Source organism: Methanolobus sp. (genome assembly GCF_030682845.1).
Taxonomy (GTDB): Archaea; Halobacteriota; Methanosarcinia; order Methanosarcinales; family Methanosarcinaceae; genus Methanolobus.
In genome coordinates, this window is sequence record NZ_JAUXNK010000077.1 from 32225 (window position 1) to 53865 (window position 21641).

Sequence of the window (21641 nt, forward strand, 5' to 3'; positions counted from 1 at the left end):
GCATTCCTCCTCCTCTCAATTATTGTAAGCATCATATATCTGCCAGAGCCAGATAAGCGGCAGCAATATGAACCCTATCAGGATGAACTGAAGCAGCCAGCTGATACCAAGGGCCAGCCATATGATTATAGCTTTAAGTACCTGGCCTTTTACTATTTGTCCCAGACCCGGCACGAAAAATGAAAGTAATGCCGGGACACCGTATGTTCTCTTTTCACTCATGATGTTTACCCTGTTAATATTGGGAAACATATTATAATAATTGTTCGAGCTCTGCAATCATGTGCTGGTGCGGGAAGTATTTCAGATGTAATCCAAATACTTTTAAAAAAGAGCCCCCAATTCTATGTGGGGGGAGAAAATGCCTTACGAAAATAGATCTCAACTACCAGAAACGGTCAGTGAGCACCTGCCGGAACATGCACAGGATATCTACATGAAAGCTTTCAACAATGCCTGGGAACAGTACAAGGACCCTTCAGAAAGAAGAGGGAACGCTTCCCGGGAAGAGACTGCACATAAGGTTGCCTGGAGTGCCGTAAAGAACGAATATGAAAAAGACCCTAAAGGGAACTGGGTCCGAAAAGATTGATTTCGCATGCTGTTTCTGGTAAGTCATTTGCATGACTGCAACCACTGTAAATATTTGAGTACTGCGTAAATCTGGCAAAAATAGAGGTACTACCGAGTATTTAAATACCGATGCGTACTACATATGTAGTGTAGAGACTACATATGCAGGTATAATAATTCCTGCAAACAAAGAGGTGTGAAAAGTGAAGAAAATAACAGCAATACTCCTTGCAGGAATGCTTATTGCAGTTACCGCGGGAGTAGGAGTAGTGGCCGCAGTGAATGGGCAGGCAGGCAATGCAGGCTTTTACGGTTCCATGCACCAGTGGGCAGCTAACAGAATGAATCAGTATGGGGATGGCAATTGGGTCGGTTATGCCGGATGCCCGTTCTTTGGTACAGATGCAAACAACGGCACAGGCAATAATATAGCAGTTGAGCTTGAAGTCTCGACCATTGAAGAAGCTATAAGCATCGCAGAAGCAGAGACAGGCCGGAATATCACAGAAGACAATGTTTACCAGATGGGCAGATGGTGGGTCTTCAGCTACGCCGATGAGGAAGGTATCATCAAGCAGGGACGTATCGATGCATATACAGGCGAGGTCATAGAGGACTTTTATGCAGACTCCGAATATCGGGGACAGTACTCTCAAAATGGACGTGGTATGATGCGTAGCGGTGGATATGGTGGCGGATACAACGGCGGATGTTACAATACCTAAGGAATCAGTTGTAGCTTGATAGAAAACAATAATATGGACCTCTCCCATATATCTTTTTAAAATAATATCTGGCAGGTGAACAATTATGATGGGTAGTGGCATGTATGGTGCATTTTCTGTTTGGGGCGTACTTTTGAATATATTTGTTATTCTTTTAATAGTAGGAATAGTTGTTTTATTGCTGAACAGGTCCGAGTTTGTTAGTTCCGGGAATAACGAACGCCTGGCAAGGCTTGAGAAGGACGTAGACGAGATCAAGAGAACGGTGCAGGCTATCAAGGAAAAGCTGGATGAGATCTGACCTTCCTTCAAAGGGTCCGGAAAAGTGACACGATGACAAAATCGCTTCAGCAGATCACAAATATAGGTGAGGCTATATCGCACCCAGTCAGATTGAAATTACTGTATCTGCTCTCTGAGCGGGAGAGATACGTATACGATCTGGCAAAGGATCTCAACCTTTCACGCCAGGTGGTGCAACTGCATCTGAAAAGGCTTGAAACTGCAGGATTTGTTGAGAGTGACCTCCGACTTGAGGACAATGACATGAGAGCAAAGAAATTCTTCAAGCTGAAAGATTTTGACGTTAAGCTATGTATCGATGACCTTACGCAGATATTCGGATGACCATCCCGGCTTAAAAGTCTTGATCGCTATGGTTTTGACCTTATCAGCCTGAACACATCCTTCATGGCGAGTTTCCTCTCTTCTATTATCCCAAGACCCGCTTTTCTGATGTTTTCGACCGTTTTACGGTTGACATTTACTCCTGTAATACTTGCTGTAATTGGATTGAAGAGGTCTTCAACAAAGGCTATCGCTCTGTTGCTGCTTCTCATGTGCTCGAGATTGATGACCGTGCCTTCAGGCTTGCACACACGCTTCATTTCTGTGAGGGCTGATACAGGGTCGGGGATGGAACACAAAACAAATGTCGTGATTACATAGTCAAAACAGCCGTCAACGAATCCCATATGTTCCGCATCCATCACAAGAAGAGAAATATTCTTTTTGCCTGCAGCTCTCTTTTTTGCGTGAGAGAGCATTTTTGCGCTGATATCTATCCCTACCATTTCACAATCATCAGGATAGTAGGGGATGTTCTTTCCGGTCCCAACGCCCACCTCAAGCACTCTCCCTTCCAGGCCAAAGAAAACTTCTTTCCTCCACTTGCCATATCTCATCAGTTCCATGGGCGTTTCCATAAGGTCATATACACGGGAGAAACGATTATACTTTGAGATAATAGACATATCTTCATCTCTGATCTCCACATTTAAATCTATGCTGTCTGTTTACCGGCTGCTTATTGGCACAATGGCCGGGTAGCATATTTAGAAAGTGATATAAACTAGCAGAGATTTGTTTTGTCTTACAGCAATCCAAAGAGGCAAAGCATGGTTACCAAACAGGAAGAGTACTGGGAAAAGGATAACTTCGTGGTCGTTACGGACGGCACAAAACCGGCGATGAAATGGACCATTGAAGAACTGAATAAGCGAGGTAAGAATATACACGTCGTTGACCTTTCAGGCAAGCCTGTCCAGAATGCACTTACCGATGTATCTCAGGTGCCAAAGGGCATCGAGAATGCTATTATAGGTATTACAAAGACGGAGCCTGCAAGGATTATTGAAAAACTTGCGTCCATGGGCATAACTAACTTCTGGGTACACTGGAAGACCGACACATGTGATGTGGAGCATCTCACAGGTGACCCCAAGCTGAGTATAATCACCGGTCGTTGTCCGATGATGTATCTTGGAAAAGGCGCCAGCATGCATGGTTTCCATAGGTTTATTGCCAGGTCGATGGGCAAATACTAATAACTGCAAGAGCAGGATCATCCACTCAGGCCCGGAGTTTCCGTAGAAAAGCATTAATTGATAAAGTGCTCTTATTTAATAGGTGAGTGGATGGTGAATACTCTTTCCCATTTAGGGATAGGACTGCTTATAGCTTCTTTTGCAGGACTGACAGGCAGGAAACGGGCAATTGTAGCCTTTATGGCAGTATTGCCGGATCTGGATTTCTTCCTGGATGCTCTTTTGACCGTTATAGGAGGTATCATCAGCCATGAGCTGTATAACCAGTTATACTATTTTATGGGGCACAGGGAATTCATGCATTCGCTGCTGTTCATCTTTTTCATTACATTTGCCCTGTGGTTCTACTCAAAGGACAGGATTTTCGCACTGGCAGGATTTGCTTCGATCTTCAGCCATGTCTACCTTGACTATGCCACCAACTGGAAAATGAGGCCATTGTATCCGTTCGTGCAGGAACCATCCATCATGGGGTCTATGGACTCGCTTGACCCTGTCATAACGCTGATATCATTTGTACCTCTGTACTTCCTGGTTGTCGAGATATTAAAAGAGAGGAATTTCCACAAACAATGGATGGAAAAACGGTGGAGATATATTCTGGAAAACAGGAGGAAAATAGAGAAAGGACTGGTTCTTCTGCTGGTTTTCTGGTGTGTTTTAACACCCATATCAAAAGCTATCCTTGTGGACCAAATATCCGAAAAGGAAGGTTACGACATAAGTTACCAGAATACATATCCTAAGTCTTTCGGGGTTTTCTTATCAGCATACCAATATAACGAGACTCATTACAAACTGCTTGAAACAAGTTATTGGTCAGGGATAGAAAGGAGCATTTACGTGCCTGCAGTAATCGCGCTGGAGAATTCCAAAGGTGATGACATTGAAACATACATGCGGTATTCCACTGATGTCTACAGTTCCAGCCCCTTTCAGGAGATAGATTACCCTGTATACATCATTTCATCAAATGAAGAGCTTGTGACTGTGATGTTGGTGGATGCAAGGAATCCTTTTGCATTGTACTGGACCTATTTCAGGACAGAATACGTGTTTGAGTTCTCCAGGGACACTGACGAATTCACGGCATATTCCAGAAGATTCACTGATCAGAGGACGGAGGTCAATGGTAACTGGTTTGAAAAGAAGGTTTATGCAATGACCATGAGTCCTTTTTTTGCGCACATGAAATGAAATAATATGTACACATTTTGGAGAATCCGCACAGATTGCTTATATATGTGTTCACTGTAACTAGGTATTATAGTCACACAGAAGGAGATCGTTTTGAAGTACACTGATGACAGTCTGCTGATGGATATAATGGTCCATGAATTCCTTAACAAAGACACATGGGAGTTACATCTCACACTGCATGTGAACAATACACTTGTAGGCATTACATCAGCAAAGGCCGGAAGATCCAGTCGCGATTACGAAACAGTTGTCGCTGCTATTCAAAGCCTTAAAAATGACTATTATGTTGCCATCGGATCCCCTATGAGATACTCAGAAGGGAAACTGGTCTATTTGCCCGCGGATGAAGGACTTGCGTCAAAACAGACAAATATTGAGCCTTTGATATCCGCAAACCGGGTTCAAACAGCAGACCAGATGATGGCTTTATCCCATTAATATAAATGTTGGCAGACAATACTCCCCTCAGATAAATGTACAACAATCCTATCAAACGATAATAAGTTTGCTTTCACAATGCCAACATTTATATTATTTCTCCAACTCCTGTTTTCCAGCATCATTTCTACGATGCCTGTTGGATAATCTTTTTAAGAAAGATTTGCATATAGTATATATCAAAATGCAGCAATAGCAAAGGAGTGGAAAATGCTGGAAAATGATGACCTTGATGATTTTCTTACGGGAGAGACATCCGAGCGCGAACGCGTTAAAATGGAGCATGAATACATGCATAAGGCTGCTTCTCATCCAATTCGCCGGCAGCTTGTCAGGCAGATAGGGGTGTTCGGCGCAACAAAAGAAGAGATTATGGAGGCTGTTGACATAGATGAGAAAGTGTTCAAGTACCATACGGAATATCTCATCAATGGTGACCTCCTGAGCATACTGGAAGGTAAATATCTTCTAACTGAAAAAGGACTTGAGATCCTTTCAAACATTAAGTGAGCGTTAAGTAACTCTTACTTCTATTTATTTCTGCATACCGACGCCGACAATACCGATGCATCAATGATATTTTAAATCCCAAATAGACTTGTGAACATAAGCACAAGAGTGCGCTGTTGCAGGAAATGCCTGAACCATGGACCTCAAGGTTGCAGCGTATTTGTTCCTTATGGATATGTGTGATCTTAAAGATCGGTATCCTGTAGGGCTTTGAACCTCAATGATAACGTATCAAGTCAGGCGACTGGATTTTTTTAAAAACGGATGTTTTTATTAATTGAGGTGTGTGTATTGGGAGTGGGGTATTGGGGGAAAATAAGTCACACACCTCTGTAATCATATAATACCATGTTAACGCCGGTACCTTATATAAGAGTTAGCGCTATAAATATTTTTTATAAACCCTCGCAGTCCAGGCTAAATCTCTGAACTCCTTAGAGATATGGAGAAAATTCGGAGTGTATGACTTTTAAGAGGCAGTGGAAACATAAAACTCTAGAGAATGCGCATATCTACCAGCCTAACTATGTTAACATTTCTTAGTTCACTTTAAATATAACAACCTTCATACTTAAAAGTAAGGGATATTATAGTTGAGGAGGGCGTACTTTATTGAAGAAGCCACTGCTTGATGTTATATTTGCATCTGATAAGAGAAAAAATGTACTTCTTTTGATGCAGGATGGCCCTAAGCAGATGGGGACTCTCCTAAAATCACTTGGAACAACAAGAACGGCTTTACTTCCCCAGATAAGGATACTGGAAGAACACTATCTCGTGAAACATGATAAAGATACCTATGAATTAACAACTGTCGGGAAACTCATAACTGATGAGATGATCCCTCTTCTGGATGTGATCGATGCCGATGTTGAATATTGGGGAACTCATAAACTTGATTTCATACCGTTACATCTCTTACAAAGAATCGGTGAATTGAAAGCATGTAACTTAATTGAGGTTCCCTTTCATGAAATATTTGAAGAGGATAAACAGTTCACTGAAAAAGCTAAGAAGTCAAAATCCGTGTTCACCGTTACTTCATACGCATTTCCTCATTTTGAGAAAATACTTGCCGATTTAATAGTGAATAACGTTTCTATATCGATAATTATTCAAAAGAACTCTATGGAAAACTCATCCGTGAACACTTCAATAACACCCAGGCATTGATAGAAAGTTCAAGCATTAGTTTGCACATGTACCCGGATAGCCTTGGCTTCTTGTCCCTTTCAATCAATGACTACAGCATGCTGTTTGAATTGTTGACAGAAGAAGGCAATTATGATACTAAGAAGGTTATTTGTTCTAGTGACAGTGCGCTTCATTGGGGGAAAGAGCTATTTAATTATTACTTGATTAATTCAACACCAATAAAGGAACTTTAATCAAAATATTCCCTGCGGGAAAACATTTTCGATTACAAGAATGATTTATACTAGAAAAACCATTTTCGACTAGTTGAGAAGGTAGTATGAGGCGCCTAGAAACCACCACGCTTATTTGGCGCCTCTCTCCTTGCGAATCCGAGATGTCCCCAACATCTCTCAACTAATCCACTCCCATGTTGCGGTTCATTTCCCCACGACCCACAACACATAGTAAGTCACCTTTTTTATTTAACCTAAACTGTATTTAATATCTGGTGAGATGTTATTTGTAAGGCGGGCCTTTATTTCAATTAAGGCTTAAATTAAAGGTACGAGATGATATTCTTTTATTATCAAATAGTTAGATGCTGTTATAATTTCAATATGTTTTAGTAGAGTTCAGATGATAATTTCTGATGGTGCTTGGTTACTTTCTTCAGTAGACCTCTCTCAGAGGAAATTTTTTCTAATGGGTGTGACCCTGCTGGGGGAGTTCTCATATTCTAAGCCTTGCTGCAACAAAACGTTAATTTATACTAATAGTCAATATACTCCCGATGGATCCTGTCATATCAGCCAGCGGGGTACGGAAGAGTTTCGGGAACCGTGTGGCACTAAAGAATATCGACCTGCAGGTGGAAAAGGGTCAGTTTGTGAGTATTTTTGGCCCTAACGGAGCTGGCAAGACTACTTTCCTGAAGGTGCTTTCAACCGTTATCACACCGACAAAAGGCACTGTGAGAATGAACGGCATTGATACCAAAAAGGATCCTGCGGCTGCAAGACAGATGATAGGGGTGGTGTCACATGAGACCTATCTGTATGACGAACTGACAGCAAGGGAAAACCTTCGATTCTTTGGAAAAATGTATGGTCTGGGAAAAGCCCCTCTCGATGAACGCATCGAGGAACTGCTGGTTCAGGTAAGTCTCCTGAAACGTGGAGATGACAGGGTGGGCTCCTTCTCAAGGGGAATGAAACAGCGCTTATCCATTGCAAGGGCACTTGTACATCAGCCTTCCATATTGCTTATGGATGAACCGTACACCGGACTTGATCAGCAGGCTGCGGAAACATTCGAAAATGCCTTGAGATCACTGGATACAAACATGGTTACAAAGGTTATGGTGTCCCATAACATCGAAAGGGCTTTGCAGCTATGTGACCGTGCTATCATTATGGATTGCGGGAAGATCGTTCACGATTCCATGCGAGTGGATTTCGCATGTGCAGAGAACTTCAATAGCATCTATCGGTCACTTGTATGCGGGGATACGGACGCTGAGGGAATTTCCAGCTTACAATGAAGGGGACAGGAGCAAATGATCAAAAGCATCCACATCGCAGCAAAGGACCTCAGGTCGGAGTTCAGGACCAAGCAAATGCTCAATTCCATGTTCATATTCTCCCTGCTTGTGATAGTTATATTCAGCATAGCTTTGGGGGAGTTGCTGAGCCAGCCCGATATCATTGAAAAGCTAGCTCCGGGAATACTCTGGATAGCTTTTATCTTTGCCGGGACATTGGGTCTCTCGCGTGCTTTTGGTTCTGAGATGGACAACGGATGCCTGGAAGGATTGAAACTCTGCCCGGTCGACCGCGGAGCTATCTATACAGGTAAAACGATATCCAGTGCAGTGATAATGTTCCTTGTTGAAGCTCTGACCATTCCGGTCTTTGTAGTGCTGTTCAATTATGAGATCAGTGGCCTTGCAGGTCTGGCGCTTGTTATATTTCTTGGCACCTTGGGTTTTGTCGTTGTCGGGACGCTGCTTTCAGCCCTTACTGTCAACACCCGTGCAAGAGAAATAATGCTCCCTATATTACTATTGCCACTTATCATTCCAATCCTTATCCCTGCTGTGATGGCAACAGGCAAGCTACTGGCAGGTGGTGACATCAGCACCATATATACAGAACTGAGGATCCTGCTTGTCTACGACCTCGTCTTCTTTGCTGTGGGGCATCTGGTATTCGAATTCACCATCCAGGAATAAGAGCCCTGAAAGTAAAAGCCTTTAAATAAAAAGTAAAGCATCGGTTATGTCACAGGAGACAGCATGTCCTTAAAATGGAACACAGAAAAAGCACTTACTATCGCCACTGTCATTCTTATGTCGCTTGCAATCTGGATGGTCTTCTTCTACCTGCCGGAGATGAGAAGCGGCACAGGCCAGGTACTGGATAGCAGTTTCAAGATATTCTATTTCCATCTTCCTATTGCATTTACGGCTTATTTCGCATTTCTTCTGGTCCTTATCGCAAGCGTACAGCATCTCAGGCTCAATAGCAGTAAATGGGATACTATTGCACTCTCGGCAGCCGAGGTTGGCGTAGTGTTCTCCTTCCTTGTGCTGGTCACGGGGTCCATATGGGCAAAAGCTACCTGGGGTTGGTACTGGATATGGGAACCCAGGCTTACCACGTCATTGGTACTTATGCTTGTCTATCTTGCATACCTGATGTTGCGCCAGGCCATTGAAGATCCCGAAAAGAGAGCCAGGCTTGCCGCTGTTTTTGGCATCGTCGGTTTTGTTTCTGTGCCCCTGAGCTTCCTGTCTATCAGGCTCTGGCGCTCTGCACATCCGCTCATGTTTGGTTCTTCAGCCTACGGTGGCTCAGGTGGGGGGCTAGAAGGGACCACACTTCAGATGACACTTCTTATTAATATGGCAGCATTCTTCCTTCTTTTTGTCACAATGCTAGTCTACAGGATACGTAATGAGGAGCTCAGAGAAGAACTGCTTGCACACGATGAATAGATCCTGCTAATATCCCTGAATATAGCAGGAGAGGTCTGAAGAAAAGCATATAAGTGACAGGCTTCAATATCATGTTATGTTGTTCGAACCGATGGCCATGTGCGGATTTGATGTCCGCAATCGTTTTGTGCGCTCTGCGACCCACGAATGGATGGCGCAAGCCGACGGAACCCCGACTTCCAGAATTGGCGACATGTATGAGGAACTCTCCAGGAACGAAGTGGGAATCATTGTCACTGGCTATGCATATGTCAACCCGAAAGGAAAGAGCGACCGCTTCCAGCAGGGAATATATGATGACAGGTTCATCGAAGCTTACAGGGAAATCGTATCCAGGGTACACGCGCACGGCAGCAGGATTGTCCTCCAGGTAGTTCACGGCGGCAGGCAGACGATGATAAGCTCCGAGAACCCTTATGCATTTGCACCTTCCGCTGTCACTCTGACCGGAACGGGTATTACTCCTGAGGAAATGGGTGAACAGGAGATCCTGGAAACCATAGAGGACTTTGCACAGGCTGTCAGGAGATGCAAAGAAGCAGGTTTTGATGCAGTGCAGTTGCATTGCGCCCACGGCTTCCTGCTAAGCAACTTCATCTCGCCCTACACCAACCGCAGGAAGGACAGATGGGGAGGAAGCACAATGAAACGCACGCAGGTAATTCTTGATATCATTAAAAGATCCAGAGAGATGGTCGGCGACTATCCAATAATGGTCAAGCTGAATGTTACGGACGGTTTTCCTGAAGGTTCCAAAAAGAATTCCTTTGATGCTCCGGAATCCATAGAGATAGCAAAGATGCTGGCAGATAACGGGGTTTGCGCCATCGAAGTCAGCGGAGGGATCGCTGATGCAGGGGATGTGATGTTCAGGACAAAAATAAGCTCGCCGGAAGAGGAAGCTTACTACAGGGAATATTCCAGGATGATCAAAGAGGCTGTCGATGTCCCTGTGATACTCGTGGGCGGCATCAGGTCAAGGGGAGTTATGGAAATGCTGCTTAAAGAGGGATATGCTGACATGATATCCCTTAGCAGGCCGTTCATCTCTGAGCCGGATCTGATCGTTAGGCTCAGGACTGGACAGGCCGATGCCGTGAAATGCGTTTCCTGCAATCTTTGCTCGGACCACAGCGGCATAAAATGCAACTACTTCAAAGACTGAGACTTTAAGCACTAAAGGCAGACGTTGCTGGTGGTTTCAAGATCAAGGAGGTAGTTTACTAGTTCCCTGTGATCAGGAATAAGAAGGTTAGCCCTGCTTAGTTTTTCAGGTGCAAGGTAAGTTGGCACTGCAATACAACAGATTCCGGCACTGAGAGCTGAATCCACGCCCATGGGGGCGTTCTCCACGACGATGCATTCATCTTTCCTTAATTTCAGCATGGCCACAGCTTTCAGGTATGGGTCGGGCGATGGTTTGCCACGCTCCACGTCATCCCCTGTGACGATCACATCAAAGATTCCTGGAAACTCATTTTGCATAATATCATAGACTATGGGTTTATCGGAGCCGGAAACTACCGCAAGAAGGAAATTTGTTTTGAGGATCTGCAGGCACTCCTTCATCCCCTCGAATACCTTGATCTGCGCAATATGTCCAAACTTTGCGATGTACTTATCAACAATATCCTTTCGGTCATACACTGAAGCGTCATCAGTCCCCTTTTCAAGCAGGAAGTTAACGACATCAATGGTCTTTTCCCCTTCTCTCTCATAGATATCCTGCGTGTCGATGGTAATACCTAATCCGTTGAACACCTTTTCCATGGCCTGTGCATGATAAGGCATCGAGTCAGTCAGTACGCCGTCCATGTCAAATATCACTGCTTTTAACATTCTTTTTACCTTTATCCGTATTTAAGGCACATCATGATGCTATCGTATAAATACTAAAGTCTCAAATAGTTAAGCTCCATATTACTTTTCTTATGAGACTGGATGCATATCTTGTGGAAACCGGCCACTTCAAGTCCCGGGCGCGGGCAAAGACCGCGATACTTGAAGGAAATGTCAGTGTAGGTGGGATTATTGTGAGAAAACCTTCAAAGGATATTATAGCCGGGGAAGAGGTCCGGGTGGAGGAAGGCCTGGATATGCCAAAGGGGTACTTCAAACTTAAAAAGATACAGGAAGCCACCGGCATGATAACTGAGAATGATAGCGTGCTTGACCTGGGTTCGAGTGCCGGAGGGTTCGTACTCTATGCCTCAGAGATAGCCGCTAAGGTGCGGGGCGTTGAGTTCAGCAGGGATTTCAGGACCGAGCTTAAGAAGATCGAATACGAGAAAGACAATGTTTCGATAGTGTTTGCAGATGTGTTCCAGGCTCCCCTTAAGGAACTGTCACCTGAGCCGGTGGACGTGCTGCTTATTGACATGACCCTTGAGCCCCTTGATTCTATACAGGCCCTTGAGAGAGTCTCACCCCTGCTAAAAACCGGTGGCAATCTCCTGCTGGTCATCAAGATAGCAAATATAGAGGACAGCCATTCATTCATTGAAATGGTAGAGGACGGCGGATTCAGGATACTTAATGTGATAGACCCGGAACAGATGGAGATTTACGTCATCGGTGAGAAAGAGAGCAGCTGATCATTCAAATGTCATACAGGATACTCGGGCAAGGTCTCCCTGTCAGGCTCTTTGTAGCCGGCCTTCATGGAAGCGAATGGAAGGACACATCTGACATACTTGAAAATATCCGGGCACCGAAAGAAGGCACGTTAGCTGTCATTCCGCTGGTAAACGCAGGCAATTATGTGTCAACCCTGGATGACACATATTTTACATCCATCGGCCAGCCCATCATAGAAGCCGTCGAAGAATTGAATCCCTGTATTTACATCGAGTTGCATTCCTATTCTGCAAAGAACCTTGCAGCTCTCACCGACCCGGACAGGCTTAAAAGCGCAGGGGTGCCCGCGTTCAGCAGGCTGGACCATGATGTGCTGCTGGGCTCTGTCGGTCCCTTCATCCGCAGGAAATACTTTCCACCGCAGGCCCTGTGCCTGACCTTCGAGATACAGAAGGACAATCCCCTGTCAAAGCAACATGCAACCGAACTTATAGATGTTGTTAAAGAATGCAGATCCAAGGTGGAATTCGTCAGGTTCATGTTCAGCCGGTATCCTGAACAGGCGAAGAATGTCATCAGGGATTACAGGAACTTCTACGGGCTGCAGGAAGATCTGGAAATGTTCATGAAAAAAGAAGTTGAAAAGGACAGTTGACCGCCCTTTTCTTAAAGTCTGAACCTTCTGCTTGCCACACAGGCAACCGCCACAAAGATCAGTCCCATCAATCCGGTGAAGCCTGGTGTTTTTTTGTCCTCTGCTGTCGCGGGAACTTCAGCACCCTCTTCTGTGAACACCGGAGGCACATCGTTTGCTCCCTGGGTTGCTAAAACGAACTTGTCACCCACGACGCTGAAGATAGAGAATCCCTGTGTTTGTGCAACGAAGTAGAGATATTCATCATCCTCGTTCTCGCTTTGTGTGGGCAGTTCTTCCCATTTCCCGTCATTATAACGTGTCATGCGGATGGTTGCAGGGTCGATGTTGTTCTCTCGTATCCATTCCCGGCTTACCTTGAAGTTGATCCTGATGTTGTCAGCATTGTGGTTTGAGATCGTACCCTGGCTACCCACATCGATACTCATGAGCTGGTAGGAGTTTCCCGGAGGGTTTGAGATGCCTTCCGGCCTTTCCGAGAGCACCTGAACTTTTGCGACCACAAGACCTTCATTGTCCTTTGCATCAAAGCTGATCCCAAGCACCGGACTGCCTGTGCCGGAGAGATCGTACTCAACGCTGGTGCCTCCCATGACATGTTTTACGGAGGTGTAGGTAGATGTGACACTTTCAGGCGGCTGGCCGGGACTTACTGAGGCACGACGGCTTGAGTCGGAACTACCTGAGGCAACAGTGATGTAACCCACCTCTGTGCTTACGTTATATCCACCGACATTTGATGCATTCAGACTGACAGTGTATGTACCTGCACTTGTGTAAGTGTGGGTCGGGCTCTGAGACGTTGAGGTTGCACCATCACCGAAATCCCATTCCCATGTAGTAGGGGTGTTTGTAGAGAGGTCGGTGAAGGAGACGGAGAGCGGTGCTGTCCCGGAAGTGGCATCAGCAGTGAAGTTTGTTACCGGAGCAATAGCAACGGTGATGTAATCGGTCCGCATGATGGTATTGCTTCCACCTATGTTTGTCACATTGAGGCTGACTGTGTAGTTACCTGCACTTGTATAGTTGTGTGTCGGATGCTGCTCATCTGAAGTGCCGCCATCGCCAAAGTCCCATTCCCAGCCGGTGGGGTCGTTAAATGAAGTATCTGCAAAGTTCACTGAAAGTGGAACTGCACCGGATGTGACATTAGCACTGAAATTGGCAACCGGGACATAGGCTGCTGTAACGTAAGCTGTTTTTGTGGTGATGTTGTATCCACCCAGATTTGACGCATTCAGGCTGACAGTATAAGTTCCCGGAGTAGAGTATGTATGCGTCGGATTTTGCTCAGTTGAATTGATGCCGTCACCAAAGTCCCAGACCAGTCCGGTTGGATAGTGCGACGGATTATATGTGAAGTTCACTGCCAGGGGAACTAAACCGGATGTGACATCAGCCGTGAAGTCGCTGCCCGGTATAATGGACATCAGGTTGAAGGTAACGTTATTCTCCGGTGAGTTGTCCATTGAGTCGTTAGCATACACTTTGAACCTGGCTTCGCTGATATCATCTATAGGTACTGTGAACTCAAAACTGGTGCCTTCCAGCATGCCTGCAATCTGCGACCACGTTCCGTTGAAGTACCAGAGATCATACGTTATGGCATCATCCTCAGGATCAGTGGAAACTCCCCAGCTTACATTTACCGTGCTGCCCCTTTCAACCGAGTCGCCAGCAAGGGGACTTGTGAAATTGCCAGGCATGCTGGGTGCATCGTTTATGGAGTGGATGTTCACTGTGATCGTAGCCGTGAGCTGCGGTATGGGTTCATCCGGCATTCCGCCGTATTCTACAAGATAATATCGGACATTTGCGGAGTTGGGGAAATCATTCCATAATTTGGTTGTGCCTCCATAAATGTGTGCGTAATCTTCATCTCCGGCATTATTAGGTTCTCCACCAGCCCAATTGGAATAATGATTATTTTGAGAACTGCCTGAAGAATCTCCTAGCCAGAACAAAGTTCCATTTTCAGGACCTGTTACCCACTTCCATTCTCCTTCGACAGCAGCATCACTTGCTCCTATCCATGCATTGTCAGGGGCTTTTGATTCAAGGAACACACTTTCCTCCTCTGTAAGTATGGTGGCTAGATAACCCTGCATACCTGAAAGACTCCTTGCTTCGGCTGCAGCCTTTGCATCGGTCCAGGAAATTGCAATTTCTGAGTAAACACTTTCATAGTAATGCCCTGTGGACTCAAGGTAAACTGCATTGTCCCCCATCACAAAGGTGATGTTCCTGTCAGAAGTATTGGGGTTATCGTTGATGTTCTCGTACCTGATATTCCTGAAAGCTTCCTGATAATCAGCCGTATTCCCGCTTCCTGAAAGGGAAAGGATGCCGGTTAGCGGGTTAAAGCTTCCGTTGATGCTGCTTGTGTTTGTGAAACGGAGGAAGTCCTCACCTTCTAGGTAACCGTCGCCGATGTAGACTCTAGCTGAGGTAAAAGTTGAACTGCCGTTAACAACAATGCCCGAATCTACGAACATATCATCGTTTTCATTATAAGTGACCGACGTATAGGAAGCATTCACAGTGGTCGCTACCGGAACTTCGGTCACAGTTATGTAATCCACCTTTGTGCTTGTGTTGTTGCCAGCAGCATTTGTTGCAGTGAGGCTGACGGTATAGTTACCTGCATTTGTATAGGTGTGGGTCGAGTTCTGAGACGTTGAGGTTGCACCATCACCGAAATCCCATTCCCATGTAGTAGGAGTGTTTGTAGAGAGGTCGGTGAAGGAGACGGAGAGCGGTGCTGTCCCGGAAGTGGCATCAGCAGTGAAATTGGCACCCGGGGCAACTGGGCCGGAACTTGTAATGAAGTTCCACAAGTCTGAGTGAGATTCCCCACCATCATTTCTGGCTACGACATGCCAGTAGTAAGTTGTGTTTGCAGACAAATCAGAAAGAGATAGTGATGACTCTGTAGTAAGGTTTGACGATGCATCACTAAGACCGGCATTTACTGAAACCCTGATCGTGTAATTGGTCGCGTTCCCAGAACTCCAGCTCAATGTAGGGCTTGTGGACGTTGTCGCACCGACAGAAGGATTGGGATTAGAAGGTTTAGTTGGTGGTGCGACACTGCCCGCCTTGTAAAGCAAAATGTCCCAGAAGTCTTCAGTACCTGCTTCTGACTTTGTGTAACTGGTTCCACCATTATATCCAAAGTTTATTGCGTAGCCACTCCTGATACCTGCATCCACCTCAGCGCCTTCTGTACCATAAGAATGCTGCACATAACTACCAGTACCATTTTCCTGTATACCGATAGTAGCAGACTGCCCATAAGAACGTGTGGGTTCTATTAGAGAATTATAATTAAACGTGATATTACCATCAGACACTAAATGAACCTGGAAACTATCTACTCCCAATACAGTATTATGGAAACGATAATTTGTCCATTGCACCACCAATACATCAGTACCATAAGGATTGCCAGATTCTCCTTCAGCGATTGTAGCATACAAGATAGAACCATTTTCATATGGATTTAAATCGTCCCAGAAAGGAAATACTGCAGGGAAATCATAGTTTGATGATGAAAGATCTGTGTTGATAAATGTAGACTGACCGTCTCCAAAACTGACAACACCATTGGTTGTTGCATAGAATTGTGTCTGGCTTGTGTCATAGAAAGGAAATGTAAAACCTATGTTCAAAGGTCCTGTGTAGTTGTCATCATTCAACTCTCCATCCAGCTCCGATAAATGCGTACCTTCGACATAGTAAGTAGCACATGAAGGGGACACAAACATAGCAAGAAGAATAAATGCAATAACTAAATGCTTCACTTAAAAACCCCTCCGTGAATTGCCCTCAAAACCCGCTGATACGGTTAACTGCGGTACTTCTGTGCGTAAAATGGCACTGAAAACAAAAGAGATTGCAAGCTTATCGTGCAATGACTGAATACTTATTCTCTCATTCAAAATGATCTTTCCTCTCAGACTGTAATTAAAACTAATAGTTTTATAAAAATATAAATATATGAATGTTGCGCCGGAAATCGCGATAACATTATCTCAAAAAGTGCAAGTCTGCCATTTCATAGCACAGTAATGGCCTGTAGAAGTGGTCAAGATTGCTGATTTCACGAAGGACAAGTACAGAGGCAGGCACTGTGCAAATATCAAAACAAACCTTAGGGAAAAACAATGAATACTTTGAAGAATAATATAAAAAGAAGATTTACTTGAAAAAAGAAAGAAAACAGGGACTGATAAGAGGGCTTACCCTCTTACATTCCCATTCCGCTCATATCGTAATTGTGGATGTTGTGCTCGGGAGCTACATCCATCATGTCCTTTTCTCTGGCGCGGAGCATGTCGTCAATACGCAGGACCATACTGGCAACTTCTGCGGCTGACTTGATGGCCTGGGTCTTTACCCTGAGGGGGTCTATGATACCCTTATCATACATATTTGAGACACCGCCTGTCTGTATGTCAATACCTGCATATTTCATGGTGCTGTGGCTGGCACGTAGGTTGAGTAGCATGTCAATAGAGTCAAAACCACAGTTCTCTGCGATAGTTTTTGGGATTTCCTCGATGGCTGATGCGAATGCTTCAATGGCCATCTGTTCACGTCCCTGCACACTGGCAGCGTATGCACGCAGCTTCTGTGCGACCTCGATCTCGGATGCTCCTCCGCCAGGTACTATTGTACCATCCTCGAAAACACACTTCACAACGCGCAGTGCATCATCGAAATCACGCTCGATATTGTCAGTGACATGTTCGGAACCACCTTTGATCAGAATGGTCATGGTCTTGAAATCCTTGAATCCCTTGATAAAGGTCTTCTCCTCACTGAGTTTTTCCTGCTCCACAAGTCCTGCGTATCCCAGATCATCGGCTGTCATTTCGTGTACGTTCCTTACAAGGGAAGCACCTGTGGAACGTGTAAGCTTCAGCATGTCCTCTTCCCTGACACGCCTGGTGGCATATACGCCCGCCTGCTTGAAGAAGTGAATTGCATAGTCATCCATTGCCTTAGAACAGAACACAGCGTTAGCTCCCGTGTCGATGATCTTCTGGATGGTCTTCCTGAAAGTAGCCCTCTCCTGCTCCTTGAACTCCTGGAGCTGTTCTGCCCTGTCTACATGGAGCTTGGATTTGGTGGCGGTCTTGCCGAAAGTAAGCTCAGTGTCGATAAGCGCTATCTTTGCATTCTCTATGTGGAGAGGCATGTCCGGATGGAGGGCTGCCTGCCTGATAGAAATGCCGTTTATGAGCTCGGTGTCAAAAATGGTGCCGCCTGCTTCCTTTGCAATAATGATGCCATCGTCGATGTTGACCTTGCCATCCTGCTGTATTGCCAATACCGCATCAACGCATATCCAGGCGAGGTGGTCATAAGCCATTTCAGCTGCCTTGCCGGTGATAGATGTCATAGCTATCTTCTTGAGCGCTTCCCGGTCATTCCTGTCGACTTTGATGGCATACTCATTAAGGACCTGCAGGGCCTTTTCGGTTGCCATGCTGAAACCTTTGACGATGACTGTTGGGTGTATTCCCAGCAGGACCAATTCCTGAGCTTTCTCAAGCATCGCACCTGCCATAACTACTGCGCTGGTCGTACCATCACCTGCGGACTTTTCCTGGGTGCTGGCAATCTCTACGATCATCTTTGCGGTAGGATGCTCGATGTCCATTTCCTTAAGGATCGTTGCTCCGTCGTTTGTGAGGGTGATATCACCTATCACGTTAACGAGCATCTTATCCATGCCTTTGGGGCCAAGGGTAGACTTGACTATATTGGCAACTGCCTTTGCAGAAGCAATGTTGACTGATAATGCATCTTTTCCAGTGGTGTGCTCTTTACTTGGATCTATAATGATAACGGGGTGACCGCCATATTGTCCTGCCATGATTCCAAACCTCCAATCAACGAAATTGAAATGATCATAATTACGTTATGTATGAGTGAAACTAACTGTATGTGGTTCTATAAAAATGTTGCGATTACCTCTGCAGGCATGGGGAATTCAAAACATTTAACATATAAATGCTCATTATCCAGAGCATGCTTACTTTCATAGGACTGGGTCTTTTCGATGAAAAAGATATCTCTCTAAAAGGGCTTGAGGCCATACAACGGGCAGACATGGTCTTTGCAGAGTTCTACACTTCGGTGCTCATGGGCACGACCATTGAAAAACTGGAAGAACTATACGGAAAGAAGGTTCATGTCCTCTTAAGGGAAGATGTGGAGCAGAATCCCGGCTGGCTGGACCAGGCAGCAGACAAGGACGTCGTTTTCCTGACAGGCGGGGACACCATGGTTTCTACGACTCATGTGGATTTGCGCCTGCGGGCACAGGATGCGGGCATCACGACCAAGCTTATTCACGGGGCATCCATCTCATCAGCTATCTGCGGGCTTTCAGGCCTTCAGAACTATCGCTTCGGGAAGGCTTCTACTATACCTCATCCTTATACCAGCAGCAGAGGTATCACCGTCATTTCCGAGACGCCCTATGACACAATCAAGCTCAACAGACAGCACAATATGCACACGCTCATGTTCCTGGATATCGACCGGGAAAAAGGCTACATGACAGTGAATCAGGCGCTTGCCCTCCTAATGGAAGTGGAGAAAAAGAGAGGGGAAGGTATCATGGACAACGCGCTTGCTGTCGGCATTTCCAGGGCCGGCTCACCGGAACCTATAGTAAAGGCAGGCTACGCACACCTGCTCCTGGAAAGTGATTTCGGTGCCCCGCTGCACATACTGGTCATCCCTGCATCATTACACTTTGTCGAAGCCGAAGCCCTTGTAAAGCTTGCAGGGGCTCCTTCATCCAGCATCGAAGACATTAAGGATTGAATAAGGTTTGAAGGAACTAGTATTGGAACATAGTAAAAAGGAACTTGCCTGCCGGGGAAAATATAATAATACGTGGGAAACATATAATACAGACCAAGAATAGAGGGATGAAAAATGGTTCGAGGTTCAGTAGGCGTTATCTTTGGAGAGACAGGAACTCTGGAATTCAAGTTGCTTGTCTCAGACAGTACAGCAGTCCATAGAGGCGCATATATAAAAGCCTGGCATGAGACCGACGGCTGGGTGCTCGCGCAGGTATTATCTATCACACGCTCAAGCGATTCCTTCACACTGGAAGAAGCAAAGAGCGGACAGCGAAAGGACAAAAGTGATGACAGGATAGTGGCAGAGGCCATAGTGATCGGCACCCGCGATGGCGATGGGATGCTCAGGTCCCCTGTTATTCCTTTCAGTCCCGGGGACCTTATCTACGTGGCTGACGAAGGCCTCATACGTTCCGTACTGGGGCTTTCCGGTGAGGACATGAATATCGGCCTGCTGGAGGGTACCGGCATCAAGGTCCAGCTAAGTGTCAACAGCCTTGTTCAAAAGCATTGCAGCATCCTTGCCAAGACCGGAAGCGGAAAATCTTATACTGCCGCAGTGCTGCTGGAGGAGCTTCTTGACCGCGATATTCCACTTCTTATATTGGATCCTCACAGCGAATATGCATCTCTTAAGGTTGAGGCACCCGAAGACGCGGACGCCTTCAAAAAGTATGGCATATCACCGAAGTCCTATGCCGACAGGGTCACTGTGTATACCCCTGCCAGCAAGGCAGTAAATCCTGCTGCAGATGAGCTGTTCAGGCTTAACGGCATGAATCTCACAGTAAAAGACCTGACTTCCATTTTCCCGGACAATTTCAATACCACTCACACCGGAATACTCTACGAGGCGATACAGAAGCTCAGGGCGGAAATGGAAACATACACGCTGGAAGACATCATCTTTGCAGTCAGTAACGACAAGAGCAAGGCCAAGTGGAACGTCATCAGCATGCTTGAGGGCATCAATGAGGCCGGCATCCTCTCGCCAAATCCGACTCCGATAGAGGCACTTGTACGCAAGGGCCGAGCTTGCATTATTGACTTCAAGGGTGTGGCGCCTGACATGCAGAGCATGATAGTCTCGCAGATATGCTCGGCAATGTTTGAGGCAAGGAAACTGGACCGCATACCTCCCGGGATGCTTGTCGTCGAGGAAGCTCATAACTACGCACCGGAAAAAGGCTTCAGTAAGACTGTAAGCACTGATATTCTCAGGACCATTGCATCTGAGGGCAGGAAATTCGGTCTTGGCATGATGGTGATATCCCAGCGTCCTGCAAGGGTTGATAAGAACGTCCTTTCCCAATGTGGTACCCAGATTATCATGAAGGTCACAAACCCCAACGACCTTAAAGCTATCAGCAAAGGTCTTGAAGGCGTCAGCTCCTATGTGGAGGACGAGCTCATGAGGCTTCCGGCCGGTGTTGCCATGCTTGTAAGCAATGACATCGAAAGGCCCATACTTGTAGATATACGCACCAGAAAGTCAAAGCATGGGGGAGAATCCGTAAATGTTCTCAAGGCGGCAAAGACAAAAGGCCCAATCCCTGAGCCGGAGGTTGCTACCAGGGTCCCTGTTGTCAAGGCGCAGCAAACCTACGTGCCGCCAACACCGGCGACACCGGTGTCACCTCCGCCACGTGTAGAGAGCCCTGCGGTGCAGGAACAGCAAGAGCAAACTACTCCACCTCCTCCTAAGAGGCAGCCTTCCCGCCCTCCTCGAAATGAGGGTGGCAAACTGTTCACACGTATATTCGGAGGCAGCAAATAATTTAATAATGAGTGATATGGCATGGCTGCGGAACTGAATGAAAAGGTTAAGAGATATGAGGTCCTATTGGGGGCTGCGCTTGAGAAAGCCAGGGTCGCCCCAATAGACAGGTCCCACATGTATACTGTAGCCATGGACTATCGCACGATGGCCACTTCATACTACAATGACGGACTGCACTTTATGGAAAATGATGATCCAGTGAACGCCCTTGTGTGTTTCAGTTACGGGCATGCCTGGCTGGATGCAGGTGCAAGACTTGGTTTGTTCGATGTTGATGACGATGTTCTATTTACCATTTGAGTAATTAATAACTGAAGAAGAAAGAGATGTGAATCGGA

General features: G+C 45.8%; 24 protein-coding genes. 19 read left to right on the top strand and 5 right to left on the bottom strand.

Translation table 11 applies throughout. The annotated features are described in order from the left end of the window. Positions 1-15 precede the first annotated feature (15 nt). Positions 16-222: a hypothetical protein gene (locus Q8J68_RS10845; protein WP_305311535.1), complete on the bottom strand. Its 207-nt coding sequence runs from the start codon at positions 220-222 to the stop codon at positions 16-18. Positions 223-361: 139 nt separating this feature from the next. Between Q8J68_RS10845 and Q8J68_RS10850 the strand changes: the two genes are divergently transcribed. The 4 genes from Q8J68_RS10850 to Q8J68_RS10865 all read left to right on the top strand — a co-directional run bounded on the left by Q8J68_RS10850 (position 362) and on the right by Q8J68_RS10865 (position 1925). Then, positions 362-592 (top strand): ChaB family protein, encoded by a 231-nt coding sequence (locus Q8J68_RS10850; protein WP_305311536.1) that lies wholly within the window; start codon positions 362-364, stop codon positions 590-592. A 184-nt stretch (positions 593-776) separates the two neighbouring features. Beyond that, positions 777-1298: a hypothetical protein gene (locus Q8J68_RS10855; RefSeq protein ID WP_305311537.1), complete on the top strand. Its 522-nt coding sequence runs from the start codon at positions 777-779 to the stop codon at positions 1296-1298. Positions 1299-1383: 85 nt separating this feature from the next. Continuing rightward, a complete protein-coding gene (locus Q8J68_RS10860; protein WP_305311538.1) occupies positions 1384-1599 on the top strand; it encodes a hypothetical protein in 216 nt (71 codons plus the stop codon). 32 nt (positions 1600-1631) lie between these two features. After that, positions 1632-1925, top strand: coding sequence for a winged helix-turn-helix domain-containing protein (locus tag Q8J68_RS10865; RefSeq protein WP_015054864.1), 294 nt, complete (start codon positions 1632-1634; stop codon positions 1923-1925). Positions 1926-1951: 26 nt separating this feature from the next. On the opposite strand, the gene Q8J68_RS10870 is transcribed toward Q8J68_RS10865, so the two are convergent. After that, a complete protein-coding gene (locus tag Q8J68_RS10870; RefSeq protein ID WP_305311539.1) occupies positions 1952-2551 on the bottom strand; it encodes a class I SAM-dependent methyltransferase in 600 nt (199 codons plus the stop codon). Positions 2552-2695: 144 nt separating this feature from the next. On the opposite strand from Q8J68_RS10870, the gene Q8J68_RS10875 reads away from it, so the two are divergent. From Q8J68_RS10875 to Q8J68_RS10920, 10 genes are all read left to right on the top strand, one after another. Next, positions 2696-3124, top strand: coding sequence for a hypothetical protein (locus tag Q8J68_RS10875; RefSeq protein WP_305311540.1), 429 nt, complete (start codon positions 2696-2698; stop codon positions 3122-3124). A 90-nt stretch (positions 3125-3214) separates the two neighbouring features. Then, positions 3215-4321, top strand: a complete 1107-nt coding sequence (locus Q8J68_RS10880; RefSeq protein WP_305311541.1) for a metal-dependent hydrolase — start codon at positions 3215-3217, stop codon at positions 4319-4321. Positions 4322-4414: 93 nt separating this feature from the next. Further along, positions 4415-4762, top strand: coding sequence for a hypothetical protein (locus Q8J68_RS10885; RefSeq protein WP_305311542.1), 348 nt, complete (start codon positions 4415-4417; stop codon positions 4760-4762). Between the two features lie 210 nt (positions 4763-4972). Further along, positions 4973-5272, top strand: a complete 300-nt coding sequence (locus Q8J68_RS10890; RefSeq protein WP_305311543.1) for a winged helix-turn-helix domain-containing protein — start codon at positions 4973-4975, stop codon at positions 5270-5272. 612 nt (positions 5273-5884) lie between these two features. Further along, positions 5885-6445 (top strand): winged helix-turn-helix domain-containing protein, encoded by a 561-nt coding sequence (locus Q8J68_RS10895; RefSeq protein WP_305311544.1) that lies wholly within the window; start codon positions 5885-5887, stop codon positions 6443-6445. A gap of 77 nt (positions 6446-6522) precedes the next feature. Next, positions 6523-6660: a transcriptional regulator FilR1 domain-containing protein gene (locus tag Q8J68_RS10900; protein WP_305311565.1), complete on the top strand. Its 138-nt coding sequence runs from the start codon at positions 6523-6525 to the stop codon at positions 6658-6660. A gap of 539 nt (positions 6661-7199) precedes the next feature. Next, on the top strand, positions 7200-7949 hold the full coding sequence (locus Q8J68_RS10905) for an ABC transporter ATP-binding protein (protein ID WP_305311545.1): 750 nt from the start codon (positions 7200-7202) through the stop codon (positions 7947-7949). Between the two features lie 15 nt (positions 7950-7964). Then, a complete protein-coding gene (locus Q8J68_RS10910; RefSeq protein WP_305311546.1) occupies positions 7965-8639 on the top strand; it encodes a heme exporter protein CcmB in 675 nt (224 codons plus the stop codon). Between the two features lie 63 nt (positions 8640-8702). Beyond that, entirely contained in the window at positions 8703-9404 is a 702-nt protein-coding gene (locus Q8J68_RS10915) for a cytochrome c biogenesis protein (protein ID WP_305311547.1), read from the top strand. 76 nt (positions 9405-9480) lie between these two features. Further along, on the top strand, positions 9481-10569 hold the full coding sequence (locus Q8J68_RS10920) for an NADH:flavin oxidoreductase (RefSeq protein ID WP_305311548.1): 1089 nt from the start codon (positions 9481-9483) through the stop codon (positions 10567-10569). Between the two features lie 11 nt (positions 10570-10580). On the opposite strand, the gene Q8J68_RS10925 is transcribed toward Q8J68_RS10920, so the two are convergent. Continuing rightward, complete coding sequence (locus tag Q8J68_RS10925; RefSeq protein WP_370867633.1) at positions 10581-11231, bottom strand: HAD family hydrolase; 651 nt, start codon at positions 11229-11231, stop codon at positions 10581-10583. Between the two features lie 104 nt (positions 11232-11335). Between Q8J68_RS10925 and Q8J68_RS10930 the strand changes: the two genes are divergently transcribed. Beyond that, the gene (locus Q8J68_RS10930; protein WP_305311550.1) at positions 11336-11998 is read left to right on the top strand and encodes an SAM-dependent methyltransferase; all 663 of its coding nucleotides are present in this window, start codon (positions 11336-11338) and stop codon (positions 11996-11998) included. 8 nt (positions 11999-12006) lie between these two features. Then, on the top strand, positions 12007-12636 hold the full coding sequence (locus Q8J68_RS10935; protein WP_305311551.1) for a DUF2119 domain-containing protein: 630 nt from the start codon (positions 12007-12009) through the stop codon (positions 12634-12636). 11 nt (positions 12637-12647) lie between these two features. Here the strand turns inward: Q8J68_RS10935 and Q8J68_RS10940 are convergent, their stop codons facing one another. Further along, positions 12648-16439 carry a PKD domain-containing protein gene (locus Q8J68_RS10940; RefSeq protein ID WP_305311552.1) on the bottom strand — a complete coding sequence of 1264 codons (3792 nt, stop codon included), beginning with the start codon at positions 16437-16439 and terminating at the stop codon, positions 12648-12650. Positions 16440-16885: 446 nt separating this feature from the next. Beyond that, entirely contained in the window at positions 16886-18520 is a 1635-nt protein-coding gene (thsA, locus tag Q8J68_RS10945; protein WP_305311553.1) for a thermosome subunit alpha, read from the bottom strand. Between the two features lie 155 nt (positions 18521-18675). On the opposite strand from thsA, the gene dph5 reads away from it, so the two are divergent. From dph5 to Q8J68_RS10960, 3 genes are all read left to right on the top strand, one after another. Continuing rightward, positions 18676-19479, top strand: coding sequence for a diphthine synthase (gene dph5 / locus Q8J68_RS10950; RefSeq protein ID WP_305311554.1), 804 nt, complete (start codon positions 18676-18678; stop codon positions 19477-19479). Between the two features lie 114 nt (positions 19480-19593). After that, a complete protein-coding gene (locus Q8J68_RS10955; protein WP_305311555.1) occupies positions 19594-21300 on the top strand; it encodes a helicase HerA domain-containing protein in 1707 nt (568 codons plus the stop codon). Between the two features lie 21 nt (positions 21301-21321). Continuing rightward, positions 21322-21603, top strand: coding sequence for a DUF357 domain-containing protein (locus Q8J68_RS10960; RefSeq protein ID WP_305311556.1), 282 nt, complete (start codon positions 21322-21324; stop codon positions 21601-21603). Positions 21604-21641: the final 38 nt, after the last annotated feature.

Bases quoted from the DNA above. Each gene is read 5' to 3' on its own strand.
- Q8J68_RS10845 (WP_305311535.1), bottom strand. From the start codon at position 222: ATGAGTGAAAAGAGAACATACGGTGTCCCGGCATTACTTTCATTTTTC.
- Q8J68_RS10850 (WP_305311536.1), top strand. From the start codon at position 362: ATGCCTTACGAAAATAGATCTCAACTACCAGAAACGGTCAGTGAGCAC.
- Q8J68_RS10860 (WP_305311538.1), top strand. From the start codon at position 1,384: ATGATGGGTAGTGGCATGTATGGTGCATTTTCTGTTTGGGGCGTACTT.
- Q8J68_RS10865 (WP_015054864.1), top strand. From the start codon at position 1,632: ATGACAAAATCGCTTCAGCAGATCACAAATATAGGTGAGGCTATATCG.
- Q8J68_RS10870 (WP_305311539.1), bottom strand. From the start codon at position 2,551: ATGTCTATTATCTCAAAGTATAATCGTTTCTCCCGTGTATATGACCTT.
- Q8J68_RS10875 (WP_305311540.1), top strand. From the start codon at position 2,696: ATGGTTACCAAACAGGAAGAGTACTGGGAAAAGGATAACTTCGTGGTC.
- Q8J68_RS10880 (WP_305311541.1), top strand. From the start codon at position 3,215: ATGGTGAATACTCTTTCCCATTTAGGGATAGGACTGCTTATAGCTTCT.
- Q8J68_RS10890 (WP_305311543.1), top strand. From the start codon at position 4,973: ATGCTGGAAAATGATGACCTTGATGATTTTCTTACGGGAGAGACATCC.
- Q8J68_RS10900 (WP_305311565.1), top strand. From the start codon at position 6,523: ATGCTGTTTGAATTGTTGACAGAAGAAGGCAATTATGATACTAAGAAG.
- Q8J68_RS10905 (WP_305311545.1), top strand. From the start codon at position 7,200: ATGGATCCTGTCATATCAGCCAGCGGGGTACGGAAGAGTTTCGGGAAC.
- Q8J68_RS10910 (WP_305311546.1), top strand. From the start codon at position 7,965: ATGATCAAAAGCATCCACATCGCAGCAAAGGACCTCAGGTCGGAGTTC.
- Q8J68_RS10915 (WP_305311547.1), top strand. From the start codon at position 8,703: ATGTCCTTAAAATGGAACACAGAAAAAGCACTTACTATCGCCACTGTC.
- Q8J68_RS10920 (WP_305311548.1), top strand. From the start codon at position 9,481: ATGTTGTTCGAACCGATGGCCATGTGCGGATTTGATGTCCGCAATCGT.
- Q8J68_RS10930 (WP_305311550.1), top strand. From the start codon at position 11,336: ATGAGACTGGATGCATATCTTGTGGAAACCGGCCACTTCAAGTCCCGG.
- Q8J68_RS10935 (WP_305311551.1), top strand. From the start codon at position 12,007: ATGTCATACAGGATACTCGGGCAAGGTCTCCCTGTCAGGCTCTTTGTA.
- thsA (WP_305311553.1), bottom strand. From the start codon at position 18,520: ATGGCAGGACAATATGGCGGTCACCCCGTTATCATTATAGATCCAAGT.
- dph5 (WP_305311554.1), top strand. From the start codon at position 18,676: ATGCTTACTTTCATAGGACTGGGTCTTTTCGATGAAAAAGATATCTCT.
- Q8J68_RS10955 (WP_305311555.1), top strand. From the start codon at position 19,594: ATGGTTCGAGGTTCAGTAGGCGTTATCTTTGGAGAGACAGGAACTCTG.
- Q8J68_RS10960 (WP_305311556.1), top strand. From the start codon at position 21,322: ATGGCTGCGGAACTGAATGAAAAGGTTAAGAGATATGAGGTCCTATTG.